Raw genomic sequence first — 13,580 nt, forward strand, 5'->3', positions numbered from 1 at the left:
CGGAGGCCCGGGAGCAAGGGGGTGGTACCTCCGTCCGGGGGCCAAGGGAGCGGCCTCCGGTGACAGGCCACCCGCCCCTCGCGTGCGCACCCTTTCCGGGCACACCCCTGACTTCCTCTTTCGCGACGAGCGAGGACACCCGATGCCGATGGAACGAGCGCAGCGGTTCGTGGACGCACTGTTGAAACTGGAGGAGCACGGCGACCTCGAGCCGCTGGTCGCCCTCTTCACCGAGGACGCGCAGGTGAGCAACGTCGCGTCACCCAACGTCTTCTCCGGCATCGACGGCGCCCGCCGCTTCTGGACCGAGTACAAGGGCACCCTCGGGCAGGTGAAGTCCACCTTCCGCAACATGATTGAGTCCGGTGACCGCGTGGCCCTCGAATGGGAGACGCAGGGCACCGCGCGCAACGGGGCCGCCATCGCCTACGAGGGCGTCTCCATCATCGAGTGGGACGGCGACCGCGTCCGTCGCTTCTTCGCCTACTTCGACCCGCACGCCCTGGGCCAGGAGCTCGCGCACGGCACCGCGGCCCGGTCGCAGGTGCCCTCGACGACACCGGCCTGACCCCCGAGCGCGACTTCCGGCGCTCCCTGGGGTTCTTATGGTTCCGCCCCTCCAGGGACCCGCTGACGGCGCAAGGTTCACCCGGACCCGGTGTGCACTGCCGTGCACCCGGACCGGGAGCCGGGGTAGCCTGGAATGGCATGGCCCGCCCTTCTCTGACGGGCCGCGTTGTCCCCCAGGAACCCCATGATGACTCGCGTCATTTCCCCTCTCCTGGCTGTCCTGCTCCTGGCGGCCTCCCCCGCTGGCGCGGCCTTCGCGCCGGACGCCCCCGTGCTCGTCGCCGCGGCCAAGCGCAAGCCCGTGAAGCGCAAGCCGGCGCGTCCCGTGTCGGGCACGGTGCAGGAGACCGCCCCCGCGGCGTCCCCCGCCGCCGCGCCGCCCATGACACCGGACGTCACACCGCCCGTGTCCGCCACGCCGGAGCCCGGCTCGACGGGCGCCGCCGCGCCGCAGGACACCGGCAGCGGCACGCCGTCCCCGGAGGAGCCCAGCCTGGACTTCGACCTGCTCACGCCGGAGGCGGAGGCGTCCAAGGGCCTGTTGGATCCAGACCTCCAGAAGGACCTGGAGACGCGCCGCACCATGCTCAAGCTGCACCAGGGCCTGGGCCTGGCCATGGCGGGCGGCCTCACCGCGGCCACGGTGCTGGGGCAGCTCCAGTTCAACGAGTCGTTCCGGGGCGGCGGGGACAACCGCACGCTGCTCGCCTGGCACCGGGGCGTCATCATCGGCACGTCGGTGCTGTTCGCCACGGTGGGGACGCTGGGCCTGCTGGCGCCGGATCCGGTGGAGCGCCCGTTCCAGTGGGACACGGTGACGTTCCACAAGATCTTCATGAGCCTGGCCACCGCCGGGATGATCACCCAGGCCATCCTGGGCATCCTGGCCACCCACAGCTACGGTGAAATCACGGAGCCGAAGTACGCAACCGCGCACCAGGTGGTGGGCTATGCCACGTTGGGTTGCGTCGCCGCGGGCATCGTCACGCTCACCTTCTGACCCTCATCCCCCTGTCGTGAATGTCTCCGCGCGCCGGCCGTTGTGCGGAGGCAAGCCGTATCCCCTCTGGAGGCCGCTGTGATTGCTCGACGACTCGTTCTGTCCGCTGCCCTGCTGCTCGCGCTGCCCGCCGCCGCGCAGAACGCGAAGATGTACTCGGTGAAGAAGGACGCCAGCTCCCTCACCTACAAGCTCATCCACAAGATGCACACCGTGTCCGGCAAGGCGCCGCCCAGCGAGGGCAAGGCCGTGCTGAAGCCGGACGGCACCCTCCAGGTGGCCGTGCGCGCGCAGGTGAAGGACTTCGACTCGCAGAACTCCAACCGCGACACGCACATGCTGGAGGTGACGGAGGCCTCCAAGTTCCCGCTGGTGGAGGTGAAGGCCGTGGGCACGGGCGTGAAGCCGCCCGCCACCTTCCCCGGCAGCGTGCCGGTGACCCTCAAGGGCAAGCTCACCTTCCACGGCGTGACGAAGGACGTGGAGATCCCCATGACGGTGAGGTTCGACTCCGAGAAGCAGGTGACGGCGGACGGCTCCTTCAAGATCAGCCTGGAGGGCTACAACATCGAACGGCCCACGCTGCTGCTCGTGAAGGTGGAAGACGAGCTGGTGCTGGAGCCGCACCTCGTCTTCACGGAGGGCACGTGAGCTCGTCGCGTCGGGACTTCTTCAAGAAGCTGCTGGGCACGGGCGTGGTGGTCGCGGGCCTGCCGCCCGCGTGCGCGCCCAACATCGACCCCGCGCCGGTGCTGGACGTGCCCATGCCCGGTGACGACGGCATCGTGGCGCTGGTGGTGCAGCGCTACCCGGACCTGTCCCGCGAGGGCGGCGCGGTGACGCTGCGCTTTCCGGGCGGCTCCGGGCAGGAGAACCTGCTGGTGGTGCACCCCACGGCGAACACCTACGCGGTGCTGTCCGCGACGTGCACCCACGTGGGCTGCCCCATGGGGTTCGACGGGACGGAGGCCGTGTGCCCCTGCCACCTGTCGAAGTTCTCACTCGACGGCAAGGTGACGCAGGAGCCCGCCACGGTGCCGCTCAAGACGTACGTGTGCACGTACAACGCGGGCACGCAGGTGCTGAGCATCAACATCAAGGCCGGTGACGACTCCTTCCCCGCAGTGGAGAGCGGCAAGGTGACGCTGACCTTCGCCCAGTTCCCGGACCTCCAGAACGCGGGCGGCATGGTGAGCGGCAAGCCCAGCGGCTACGGCAAGCGCATCTTCGTCTTCAAGCTGGACGACGGCTCCTACTCGGCGGTGGACGCGGACTGCCCGCATCAGCACTGCGAGGTGGGCTTCGAGGCGAGCATCGACGAGCTGCTCTGCCCCTGCCACGCGTCCACGTTCACCAAGACGGGCGTCGTCACGAAGGGCCCCGCCACCAGCGACCTGAAGAAGTTCACGGTGACCGCGGACGCGTCCGCCGTGGTCGTCACCATCGCCTGAGTCCCGGAGGCCCGGACGGGAGGCCCACCATGCCTCCCGTCCTCACGGGCCGGCCCGCTCAGCGCAGCCGGCTCCAGAACGAGCGCCGGGACGAGATGCGCTCCAGCGCCTCCTGGAGCTCCTCGTCCTGATCCGCGCGGCTCGCGATGTCCCCCAGCGCGATGATGCCCACGAGCCGGTCGTCGGGCTCCACCACGGGGATGCGGCGCACCTGGTGGCGGCCCATCAGCTCGATGACGCCGTGCAGGTCCTCCTCCGGCAGCACCGCCTCCAGCTCCTCCGTCATCACGTCCGCGGCGCGCAGGCCGTCCACTGCGCGCTGGCCGGTGAAGGCGCGCAGCGCCAGGTCGCGGTCCGTGACCAGCCCCAGGAGCCGCCCCTGCGCGTCCACGATGGGCACCACGCCGCAGTCCTCGTCCCGCATCAACTGCGCCACCTCGCGCAGGGAGCTGTCCCGGCGGGCGGTGCGCACCTGGCGGGTCATGATGTCGCGCGCGGTGAGCGGCTCGCGCCTCCAGCGGCGGCGCGAGGCCCCGGCCGCGGTGGAGGTGGCGCGGGACTCGCGGAGCCTCGGGTCCAGGGGGAAGGTCTCCTCCCGCCGCGGGGCCAGCCGGTCGCGCGGCCGCGCATCCTCGCGCGAGGCGGCGCGGCGCGAGCGGTCTCGCAGCAGGGGCTCCTCGCCGCCGTAGCCGCTGCGGTCCCATTCTCGGTAGTCCGCGCGCTGGGGCTGCATCTCCTGGACGGTGTCCTCGCCCTGGGTGCGCAGGGGGCCGGCGCCGTTGGCGTAGCGCGGGTCCCGGTCGTCGCGGCCGTAGGGGCCGGTGGTGCCGCCGTCGCGCTCGCCCTCGCGGTCCCTGCGCCAGGTGCCGGTGTCGTCCACGTCCGTGCGCACGCGGCCCAGGCGCCACGCGGCGGCGCGGTGGAAGCGCCCCTGACGGTCGGCGGGGAGCTCGTCGCGCCCGGGGCTCCAACCGCTCACGTCGGACTCGGAGCGCTCGCGCGAGCCCGGCGGCGCCACGTCCGGCGAGCGGTGCGTGGCCATCGCTTCGGTGGGAGGCGTGGAGATGTCCGCGCGCCCCAGGTCATGCCTGCCGTTTCCGTTGCTGTAGTCCTTGGTGCCCATGTGCGTCGCAAGCCTCCTCGACTTGCGAACATGGGAAGCGGGCCCGGACGCGCAAAGCTCCAGCCGGCCAGGTGCGGCGCCGCTCGCCCGTCCGCCCTGGCGCGCAGGCCCGCCCGGGCGGGGCGTCAGGCGATGGTGAGCGCGTCCCCCAGGTGCACCAGCCCCCGGAAGTCCTCCAGGTCCGCGCCCGCGTCCGGCGCGGCGATGGCCAGCGCGCCCCGGGGCAGCCCCTCCGCCAGCCTCGCCAGCAGCGAGCGGTGGGCCTTCGCGCGCGCGTCCTCCATGCCCGCCAGGTGCTCCAGCGCGCTGACGGCGTCCGTGTCCGCGGCGTTGCTCGCGTGCGGCTTCAGCGCGGCGGCCGGGGCCAGGCCTTCGTCCCGCGCCCAGCTCCGGTTGAGCACGTAGCCCGCGAAGGGCAGCCCCTTGGCCTGGAGCGCCTCCTGGAAGAAGGTGGCCTCGCGCAGCGCGGCGGCCTCCGGCGACGTGACGAGCAGGAACGCCGCGTCCTTCGACGACAGGTGCTCGCGCAGCCGGTCCGCGTGCAGGCGGATGCCGGCGAACAGGCCCCCGAAGGCGGCGACGAAGCTGCGCATCTCCTGCGCGAAGCCGCCGCCGAAGATGCCGTCCAGCACCTTGCCCACCAGCGCCTGCGCGCCCTGCCACAGCCTGCCCGCGCGGCCCTGCTCCTGCCCGAAGAGGGAGATGACCCGCTCATCCAGGAAGCGCGACAGGCGGCCCGGCGCGTCCAGGAAGTCCAGCGCGTGGCGGCTGGGCGGGGTGTCCAGGATGATGAGGTCGTAGTGGCCCTCCGCGATGAAGCCGTCCAGCGCCTCCGCGGCGGCGTACTCCTGCACGCCCGCGACCAGCTCCGACAGGAAGCGGTACAGGCGGTGCTCCAGGATGGCGCGCGCGGCGCTCTCCGTGGCGGACATCCGGCGCACCATGCGCTCGAAGACGACGCGCGGCTCCAGCATCCACACGTCCAGCCGCCCCTCGCCGCGCTTCCCGTCCGCGTACAGGCGCTCCGGAGGCACGGAGGTGGGCTCCGCGCCGTTCTCCTTCAGCCCCATGGCCTCCGCCAGCCGCCGCGCCGGGTCGATGGTGAGCACCAGCACCTTGCGCCCCGCGCGCGCCGCGGCCACGCCCAGCGCCGCCGCCGTCGTCGTCTTGCCCACGCCGCCCGCGCCGCACAGCACGAGGATCCGCTTGTCGCGCAGCATGCCGTCCAGGTTCATGGCGTGGCCTCCCGGCCGCGTGGCGCGGCCCCTTCGAGTGTGGACTCCAGCAGCTCCGCCAGCCGCTCCACCAGCGCCATGCCCGTCAGCGCCAGCTCCGGCAGGCCCCAGTGGGGCACGCCCACGCCCGCCGCCAGGCGCTGGCGGGCCTGCCGCGCGCGCTCCAGCCGCTCCAGGGCCCGCTGCCCCTGGTGCGGCCCGTGCGTCTCCAGCAGCCGCTCCAGCGCCGCGCGCGACTCCGGCGTGAAGGGGTCCTCCGGCATGCGGTTGAGCACCGCGGCGGACAGGGGCAGGCCCACGTCCCGGAGCTCGCCCACCAGCGCCAGCGTCTCGCTCACCGGCAGGGGCTCCGGCAGCGTGGTGAGCACCACGCCCGTGCGGGCGGGGTCCTGGAGCAGGTCCAGCCCCTCGCGCACCGCGCGCCCCACCGGCCCGCCCGGCATCAGCGACAGGATGCTCCGGGGCAGCGTGGCCAGCGCCAGCGCGTGGCCCGTGGCGGGCAGGTCCACCACCGTGAGCGGGTGCACCCGGCGGCCGTCCGGGTGCGAGAGGCGCAGGAGCGCCAGGAGCTGGAACATCAGCCCCATCTCCTTGAGCGCCGGGCCCGCCTCCAGGAAGCGCCGCAGCGCCCGCGAGCGCAGCGCCGCCTCCGCCAGCCACTTCACGGGCAGCGTCTCCTCCAGGAACAGCCGGTGCCCCTCCTGCGCGGACAGGCGCACGAAGGACAGGTTCGGCCCCGCGGGCACCACGCGCGGCCCGGCCTCCTTCACGCCCACCAGCCCCGAGAGCGCGGACGGGCCGCCCTCGTCCGGGGACAGCTCCGCCAGCAGCACCGGCCGGCCCGCGCGCGCCGCCGCCACCGCCAGCGCGGCGGAGAGCGTCGTCTTGCCCACGCCGCCCTTGCCCGACACGAGCACGGCGCGTCTGTTCCACAAGGACTCCAGCACCACGCCCCCATCCTCCGCGCCAGCGGCGCGACCCTTCACGGTGAGCAAGGAAGCGCGTCCCGACAACCGGCCGGCGATGCGCCCAGGGGCGACCGTCCGTCTGGCCGCCCGCTCCACGAGCATAGCGGCTTTCCGTCCACGACCCCCCGCACCCCTTCGCCGCGCTGACCCGGCCGTGACACAACGGCCACGCACAAACGCCATGACGCGACGTGCGAGGAATGACCCGGCCCGGAGGGACACGTGGCGTGCGCGCACGCGTGACCCGGGGGGTTGGACGGGCGGACGCCGGGGGAAAGAAGGGGTCACGGACTGGTGACGGCCCCCGGGTTTTGGGTACCCTGCGGCCCTCTGCGTGGGAGAGGGCATGGTGGTGATGCGGGAGTGGGTCTTCGGGACACAGCGTGTCTCGCTGGAGTCCTCCGACATCCTCTGGATCAAGGTCCGGGGAGCGTTCTCAGAGACGGATGTGCGGGCGCTGGTGGACGTGTTCCACGAGCTGGGGGCGAGCCCGGAGAAGCCCCTGTACCTCGTCGTGGACCTGAGCAGCTCCGAGGGGCTGTCGGTCGCGCCGCGCAAGTACCTGGCCGAACATGTGAGCACCACGTGGTTCCGCGCGGCCGTCTTCTTCGGCGCCAAGCGCACCCACCGGGAGGTGCTGCGCGCGCTCGTGGTGGCGCTCAACTTCATCCGCGACACGAAGCTGGAGGCGGAGTTCGTGGACTCGGAGGCCCAGGCCCGCGCGTGGCTGGAGTCCCACCGGCGCCGTCACGAAGCGGCGCCGCGCTGAAGCCGCGCCTGGGGCGCTCGCCTCAGTGGACGGCCCAGCGCTCGGCGATCTCCTCGCACGCGAGCACCACGTCCCCCAGCCGGCGGATGTGCGCGCGCGGCGCGACGAACAGCGAGCCCGCGAACACGTCCACCACCGTCATCAGCCGGTGGTCCGCCGGGCCCAGCCGGCACAGGTGCTGCTCCGCGAAGCGCTGCAACAGCGTGCCAATGTACTGGCCGCTGCGCTCGTCCAGCGGGTGCGTCTTGGAGAAGTAGAGCTTCATCAACCCCACGCGCGGGTTGCCCTGCTTGTCCAGCCGCTGCACCACCACCTCCGGGCGCACGCTGATGGTGACGCCGGCCATCTCCAGCACGGGCGGCTCCGCGCCCACCGCGCTGATGATGGCGTCGTCCAGATCCAACCACGGCACCAGGTCCGCGAAGCGCTCCAGCGCCTCCGAGCACAGTTGCATGCGCTGCGCCTCGAACTCCGTCTGCGGCACCGCGCAGGCGAACCGGCGCTGGGACTCCCGCAGCACGCTCAGGTCCAGGCCCCGGCAGAGGAACTCCGTGATGGCCTGGGACGCCTCCGGATAGCGCAGGTACTGGGCCTCCGGCGGGTGCTTCTGGTCGTGGATGATGCGCTTGCGGCGGGCCGGCGTGGCGACCAGGTACTCGCCCAGCTTGTTCACCGAGACGCGCGGCAGTTCACGGGTTTCCGTCATGGTGTTTCCCCCTCAGGAATGCTGTCGGAATGGGTACACAGTACAGAGGGGGTCTGACATCCAATGGACAGGGATGCCTTGTACGAAAGGGCAGGAGCGCGTCCGGGCACTTCCCCGGGGTGGTGGGGTCCGGCGTAGGGTTTCCTCCAGTAGCCGGGGGGAGGACCGCATGGAGCAACAGATTCGCGAGTGGACGTGTGGCGCGCACCGCATCCGCATGACGGCGCCGGACGTGTTGCACACGAAGTACACGGGCGTGGTGGGGCTGCAGGACGCGAAGTGGGCGCTGCGCGTCTACGAGGAGATGGCGGCGCAGGGGCCGTTCTACCTGGTGGCGGAGGTGCCGGGGTCGGAGCTGCCCGCCGAGTCGCGCAAGTACCTGGCCAACAACGTGCGCGCGGAGTGGATGCGCTCGGTGGTGTACGTGGGGTCCGACCTGTCACAGCGCGTGGTGGGCAAGGCGATGTCCGTGGCCATGCTGCTCACCGGCCACGCGTCCAGCTTCGACACGGTCTTCGTGGACACGATGGCGCAGGCGGAGGCGTGGGTGGACGCCCACCGGTTGGATCACGCCCCGCGCCGCGTGGGCTGACGCCTCACTGTCGGACGTGACGAAGGGCCAGGCCGGGACGGATGCCCGGGTCCTGGCCCTCGCTGTTTCCAGGCGCCGTGCGCGGCGGCCGGCTCAGCGCTCGCGGTCCGGCATGCGGTCCGGGTGGCCGTAGCGGTACACGTCGGACACCGGGTTGGTGCCCGCGTCGCTGCGAGGGCCGTCGCCGTCCGGCATCTCGTCGAGCGATGCCCCCGGGGCGCGCTCGCGCGGGTCATACGGATGCACGCCGCTGGCGTGGCGCGTGTCGCTGTCGTCCTCCTCGGTGCGCGGGCGGACGCCCTTCTCGTCGGCCTCGGTCAGCTCGCGGCGGGGCTTGCGCTCGTCTTCCTCCTCCTCGTCCTCGCGGGAGCGCTGGGGCGTCGGGTCCTCGTGCGGCGCGGAGCCCTGGCCTTGGCGCGGGTGGGTCGGACGCCCGTAGAAGTCCTCGGCGGGCTGCGGGGGTACGGGATGCGTGTCGGTGCTGGCCATGAAGGATGCCCTCCGTCGGAGGAGGTTCTTCATCGCCCCCTGCGTCCGGCAACCTGCTCCGGAAGCACCCGCCCGGGCCTGGAGGGCAGGCAGCCGAGCGTCGAGGCCCTCCCGTGCGCGGCGTCAGGGCGACACGAGGAGCGAGCCTGGCCCGCCGGATCAAGCCCACAGGGTGAATCCAACCCTGAGTTGGGAGCTACCAGTCCCGGTCAGGCTTCGTCGTCGGGGAGGAGCGTCCGGAGAACCTCGTCATCAGGACCGAGCGGGCGCCATCCAGCGGGGGGATTGGCACGAAGTGCCTCCCTGGCCAGTCGAACCCTCCCCTAATGGGTTTCTGGGGTGTATCCAGCACGGTCGGCCAGCCGTTTGGGAGATATGCGCACAGTTCTCGCACGAACTGCCCGCGAACGAGGCGTGTGACCCGATGGCTGCGCTCCGCCTCGGCCACCAGTCCTCTGAAGACCTGCACACCGGCAAGGTCCTCTCGACCAGTCTCCTCGGCCAGCGCCACCAGCGAAGCAGTAGGGTGGGCCTCGGCAAGGTCAGTGAGTGAGTCGAAGCCGAGTTCGCGGACGCGCTCATGGTCGCGCAGTACCTCCATGATCTGCCGATTCCACTCACCGGGCCAGGTGCGCCCCAGCTTCCAGTTCCCCCCGCCGTGAATCGCCTCATGGTGGGCCTGCTCCAACCGGACGCAGAATGGGTCGATGTCCATGTCACCCCTGAAGCCGCGTTGCTCGAACCATTCGCGGTGCTCTTGCGAAAGCACGTGATGTTTTGGGGCGTCCGACATACCCGCCCCCGCGCTGTTCCGTCCCCGACCACCGGATTCCCCCGGGGAGGGGCGATATGGGGGCAATGGGGCGCGGTCCTCTGGCAGGGCGTGAAGCCGTGCAATGGGGGGGCCGAGTCGTCCGCTGCTCGGCTCCCATGCGCCTACTCTTGGGGCTGGAGAGGATTCAACAACCCCGCTCGGTCCAACAACTCGCGCACTCGCTCGGCCAGCGCTACGTGTTCCGTGTTGCTGACCGTGAAGCGCTCGGGGGTCAGGACGATGAGCATGCCCTTGTCCTCCACGGGTTCGATGCGCACTGGGGCAGGGAGCGGAGGCACCGTGCCTCGACGGGCTGACAGATAGGTGACCCAGCCGACGTGCGGAGCCCCTTTGGCACGGCGGGGCTTTGCCAAGTCCCGGTGTTGCTCCGAAATCGCCACGCCCCAATCGGGTTCCCAAGCCGCAGCCGTCTTGCCCAGGAGTGCAGTCAGCGCAGATGCCGTCACGAGCCTGTCCTGGCTTGGGCCTTTGCTTGGCAACGTGAAGACACAGCGGTTCCCTCCACCTTCAGAGTACGCCCCGCATCGGACGAGGAATCCGCTGACTTCGTAGTCATCACTTGCTCCACTCCAGCCACCAACGCTGAAACCAAGATCTTCAAAGATCCGATCCTTGCCCTGCCGGACAAACAACTCCAATTCGGCAGGGTCGGGACGAAGCGGTTTCTTCAAGGCATCCCTGCGAGACTTTCCCTGCTGGTACCAACTCGCCAGGGATGGATCCACACTGGGGAGTCCCGCAAGCAGGGCGCCCATTCGCCGAGCACATTCCTCGGGCGACTCTCGCCTGGGTCCCCAGTAGGCTCCTGCGTAGTAACTCTCGCTCACGGTCCACTGCTCCTCATGGAAGAGGCAGGGTGAAGACAATTTCAATCCCCTCAACCTCGTTGGCGTCCAGCAGCTTCCGGATGGCGTTGGCTGTCTTCTCTTCCGCGACATGCCACCGAATCGGCGTGCCCCCTGCTGCCCTGAGTTGTCGCTCGGCCTGATCGAGGAGGCTCTTCGCGCCTGAACTCTTGAACCAGAATTTCGGATCCAAGTTGTCCATGAACTTGTTCGCATAACCCGGCCCCTTGGCCTCCAGGAGTACGCCCTCCTTGAAGCCGTCGAACCTCACGCCGCCGGCCTTCGTGCTCGTGCCTCCGACCCAATACGCCTCATCCGCCGTGTGCCCGGTGATCTGCTCCTGGTAGCGCCGGGCACGCGGGGACATCGACTCGTTCGCGGGCCCCCATTGTCCAGGTCCCTTGGCGGGCGCTCCTCCCTTCGAGGCCATATTGGCCCGCTGAAGGATGATGGCTGCCCCTGGGCCTCCGTTCAACACCGCCGCCGCGCGCCCTGCCGGCACCGCGACGCGCTCCAGGGCCAGCGCGCCCTCCGCAGATAGCGAGAGCACCGGCACCGAGACTTCCGCGCCCAGCGCCATCCCCTTCAGCGTCCGTGTCGTGGCAGACGCCGCGCCCCCCGTGAGGAGCAGGCCCGTCGTGAGCCGCGACACCTCGCGGATCTGCTCGCCACGGGTCATGGACTGGAAGCGCTCCCAGTACACGGGCGAGGACGCGATGAGCGCCGCCACACCCGTTGGGAGGTGGCTCAGCCCCGTGAGGCTGTCCACGGGACGCGTGAGCAGTTGTCCCAGCGCGTGGTACAGCTCCACGAGCGCGTCTTCCGCTCCATCAAGGGTGCGGCTGAGGACGTCCGCGTCGTCGTACACCTCCGCCAGGGGCCGCCAATCCGAGGCCTGGAGCCGCGTGTCCACTGCGCGGAAGACACCGCCCTTGCCGCTGTAGAAGCGGCCCAACTCGAAGCCATGCGCACGGAAGGCGCCGTCCTTCCACTCAACCGTCGCCACCTTCTGCTGCGTGCGCCCGGTGAGGGCCCACGCCAGGTAGCCGTCCGGGCGCAGCACCGCTACCTGCTCCCGGGAGAAGCGCTCCACCCGCCGCAGCAGCTCCTGCCGCGTGACGTCGCCTCCTGCCATCACCTCGCGCAGGAGGAAGCCCGCGGCCATGCGGGGTGGGAAGGTGCTCAACGTGACGGGCTTTCCCAGCAGCACCTCCAGCAGACGCGCGGCTTGTGCGGGCGTCAGCCCCCCTCCCAGAGGGCGCTCGTCCCGCGCTTCCAGGCCCGCGTTCGTCAGCAACCGCTCCCAGATGTCCGACTGCGAATCGTCAGGGTGGGTGACGTCCGCCGTGGCCACCATGCGAACGGGGCTTGCCCTCGTCACCACTTCGCGCACGGCCTTGCGGCGGTACAGCGGCGGCGCTTCCTCATGGGAAGTGACGCTCGGCATCGGAGCGGATGCACGCGGCGCCTCGTCGTTCGATACCCATCCCCCAGGGGAATCCGTGGCCGTGGGGGACGCGTAGCTCAGCGTCCTTCCAGGCGCGTGCGGCACTGAAGCGCATCCGGTGAAGAAGAGGGCCACGCACCCGAGCAGGACTTCAGCGCGCATTGTCCACCCCCAGGCCCACCGACGCGAAAGCCCCCGGCCGCAGCGTCCCGTCACCTACTGGGAACAGCAGCGTGCCACCCGTGGCCACCGCGTAGAGCTTCCCCTCCATGACTCGCCAGCGCGCTTCCGCCGCGCCCAGGTAGCGCGCCCCAGGTTGACCCAAGCCCACGCCCAGCCCCTTCACCGCCACTTCCAGGCTGCGCTCCAGGAGCTGCACCGCCACGCGCCCGTCCGCGTCCAGGCGGCCCCAGGAGAAGGCCTCCGCGCTCAGCGACACCATCAGGTGCCGTTGCAGGCCGCGATAGCCTACGGCATCCCATCCCACGCGAGCCTCGGCCTGGAGCGAGGACCCGTCCGGAAGGGGAACGGACGCCAGCGGCACGCCCTCCGGGCCCACTGCCTGGAATCGCGCCAGCTCGTAGTCCGGGCCGAAGAAGCCCTGCCGGAAGCCGCCGTGCTGCCTGCGCGCCTCCAGGCGCAACGACACATCCCACGCGGGGGCCACCGCGTCCGCCCCCATGCCCAGCACCGCGCCCCAGGTACCTCCAACGCCCGGCCGTCCTCCCCAGCCCGCCAGCAGGTGCGCTTCCAGCCCCGGACGCCTCAGCACCACCGCCGTTGCGTCCAGGTGCGCCAGCGTCACGGACGGCGCGTGGCCTCCGGCCCGTCCCCAGTCGTGCACGGCGGAAACAGCGAGCGAATAACGCCCCGGTGGCTGCGCGGCGCCAAGGAGAACGCGCCCCACGTCCAGCGCGACCTCCGCCCCCATCAACCGCGCGCCCAACACGTCCGAGGCGAAGGCCTCCGTGTAGAGCGGCCCCACGGTTGCGGTGAGGAATCCCCCGGCCGGGTGGTAGTCCGGGTTCGTCCGGTTGGAGTAGCGGCGCACCAGATGCGCCGACAGCAGGCTGTAGTCCTCCAGGGCCCCGAGCCACACGCCGACGGGCGCCGCGTCCGAGCCCAGCTTGAGGCCGCGCACGAGCTGGCCCCAATCAGAGAGGCTGTCCCAGTCCTCGCGTCGCACGAAGCCCGCGTCCCCTCCGCCACCCCAGAGCCGCAACCGCACGGGCGCGCCCAGGTTGAGGCCGAACTCCGCGCCTCCGTCGAGAATGAGTGTCGGCTCCACCTGGAGGAAGCCCTCGCTCGAGCCGACGCCCACGCGCGGCAGAAAGGCCAGCGTTGTCGCCTCCACGCGCAGCAGGTTGCGCCAGGCCTCGTCCCATGTGCGCCGTTCCTCCTCCACGGGCGGCACCCGCGGAACGGCCCCGGCCCATGCGGCGACCGGCAACAGCAGCCACAGCCAGACAGCCCCACTTCGCGTCATTCGCATCCACGCCCCCTGGGAGTGACACCTCCCAAGGTGACCAAAGGACATACGTCTGACATTC

The 13,580-nt window shown here is 71.1% G+C and carries 14 protein-coding genes and 2 pseudogenes; 6 read left to right on the forward strand and 10 right to left on the reverse strand.

Annotation, left to right across the window (positions count from 1 at the left end):
* Positions 1-142: 142 nt before the first annotated feature.
* From K8612_RS26195 to K8612_RS26210, 4 genes are all read left to right on the forward strand, one after another.
* Entirely contained in the window at positions 143-568 is a 426-nt protein-coding gene (locus K8612_RS26195; protein WP_223743250.1) for a nuclear transport factor 2 family protein, read from the forward strand.
* Between the two features lie 186 nt (positions 569-754).
* Complete coding sequence (locus tag K8612_RS26200; RefSeq protein ID WP_223764306.1) at positions 755-1,570, forward strand: hypothetical protein; 816 nt, start codon at positions 755-757, stop codon at positions 1,568-1,570.
* Between the two features lie 78 nt (positions 1,571-1,648).
* Positions 1,649-2,221 carry a YceI family protein gene (locus K8612_RS26205; protein WP_223743248.1) on the forward strand — a complete coding sequence of 191 codons (573 nt, stop codon included), beginning with the start codon at positions 1,649-1,651 and terminating at the stop codon, positions 2,219-2,221.
* The gene (locus tag K8612_RS26210; RefSeq protein WP_223764307.1) at positions 2,218-3,021 is read left to right on the forward strand and encodes a Rieske 2Fe-2S domain-containing protein; all 804 of its coding nucleotides are present in this window, start codon (positions 2,218-2,220) and stop codon (positions 3,019-3,021) included. Before K8612_RS26205 ends, K8612_RS26210 begins: the two co-directional genes overlap by 4 nt.
* Before the next feature lie 58 nt (positions 3,022-3,079).
* Here K8612_RS26210 and K8612_RS26215 read toward each other — a convergent pair whose 3' ends face one another.
* The 3 genes from K8612_RS26215 to K8612_RS26225 all read right to left on the reverse strand — a co-directional run bounded on the left by K8612_RS26215 (position 3,080) and on the right by K8612_RS26225 (position 6,326).
* Positions 3,080-4,144, reverse strand: coding sequence for a CBS domain-containing protein (locus K8612_RS26215; protein ID WP_223764308.1), 1,065 nt, complete (start codon positions 4,142-4,144; stop codon positions 3,080-3,082).
* Between the two features lie 125 nt (positions 4,145-4,269).
* Entirely contained in the window at positions 4,270-5,379 is a 1,110-nt protein-coding gene (locus tag K8612_RS26220) for an ArsA-related P-loop ATPase (protein ID WP_223764309.1), read from the reverse strand.
* Positions 5,376-6,326, reverse strand: a complete 951-nt coding sequence (locus K8612_RS26225) for an ArsA family ATPase (protein ID WP_370639981.1) — start codon at positions 6,324-6,326, stop codon at positions 5,376-5,378. Before K8612_RS26225 ends, K8612_RS26220 begins: the two co-directional genes overlap by 4 nt.
* 367 nt (positions 6,327-6,693) lie before the next feature.
* On the opposite strand from K8612_RS26225, the gene K8612_RS26230 reads away from it, so the two are divergent.
* Positions 6,694-7,116, forward strand: a complete 423-nt coding sequence (locus tag K8612_RS26230) for an STAS/SEC14 domain-containing protein (protein WP_223743244.1) — start codon at positions 6,694-6,696, stop codon at positions 7,114-7,116.
* Between the two features lie 22 nt (positions 7,117-7,138).
* On the opposite strand, the gene K8612_RS26235 is transcribed toward K8612_RS26230, so the two are convergent.
* On the reverse strand, positions 7,139-7,822 hold the full coding sequence (locus K8612_RS26235; protein ID WP_223764310.1) for a hypothetical protein: 684 nt from the start codon (positions 7,820-7,822) through the stop codon (positions 7,139-7,141).
* A 169-nt stretch (positions 7,823-7,991) separates the two neighbouring features.
* Here K8612_RS26235 and K8612_RS26240 point away from each other — a divergent pair, with 169 nt between their 5' ends.
* Positions 7,992-8,414: an STAS/SEC14 domain-containing protein gene (locus K8612_RS26240; RefSeq protein ID WP_223743242.1), complete on the forward strand. Its 423-nt coding sequence runs from the start codon at positions 7,992-7,994 to the stop codon at positions 8,412-8,414.
* 93 nt (positions 8,415-8,507) lie between these two features.
* On the opposite strand, the gene K8612_RS26245 is transcribed toward K8612_RS26240, so the two are convergent.
* The 6 genes and pseudogenes from K8612_RS26245 to K8612_RS26270 all read right to left on the reverse strand — a co-directional run bounded on the left by K8612_RS26245 (position 8,508) and on the right by K8612_RS26270 (position 13,522).
* On the reverse strand, positions 8,508-8,903 hold the full coding sequence (locus K8612_RS26245) for a hypothetical protein (RefSeq protein WP_223764311.1): 396 nt from the start codon (positions 8,901-8,903) through the stop codon (positions 8,508-8,510).
* Between the two features lie 209 nt (positions 8,904-9,112).
* A pseudogene (locus K8612_RS26250) lies at positions 9,113-9,504 on the reverse strand (NUDIX hydrolase).
* Positions 9,481-9,708, reverse strand: a pseudogene (locus tag K8612_RS26255) (DUF2380 domain-containing protein); the annotation flags it as partial. The pseudogenes K8612_RS26255 and K8612_RS26250, both read right to left, overlap by 24 nt.
* Positions 9,709-9,839: 131 nt before the next feature.
* Complete coding sequence (locus tag K8612_RS26260) at positions 9,840-10,565, reverse strand: immunity 52 family protein (protein WP_373692139.1); 726 nt, start codon at positions 10,563-10,565, stop codon at positions 9,840-9,842.
* 13 nt (positions 10,566-10,578) lie between these two features.
* Positions 10,579-12,030, reverse strand: coding sequence for a Tox-REase-5 domain-containing protein (locus K8612_RS26265; RefSeq protein WP_223764313.1), 1,452 nt, complete (start codon positions 12,028-12,030; stop codon positions 10,579-10,581).
* A gap of 151 nt (positions 12,031-12,181) precedes the next feature.
* The gene (locus K8612_RS26270; RefSeq protein ID WP_223764314.1) at positions 12,182-13,522 is read right to left on the reverse strand and encodes a hypothetical protein; all 1,341 of its coding nucleotides are present in this window, start codon (positions 13,520-13,522) and stop codon (positions 12,182-12,184) included.
* Positions 13,523-13,580 lie beyond the last annotated feature (58 nt).

The sequence above is a fragment of the Corallococcus sp. AS-1-6 genome, from assembly GCF_020037015.1.
Classification (GTDB): domain Bacteria; phylum Myxococcota; class Myxococcia; order Myxococcales; family Myxococcaceae; genus Corallococcus.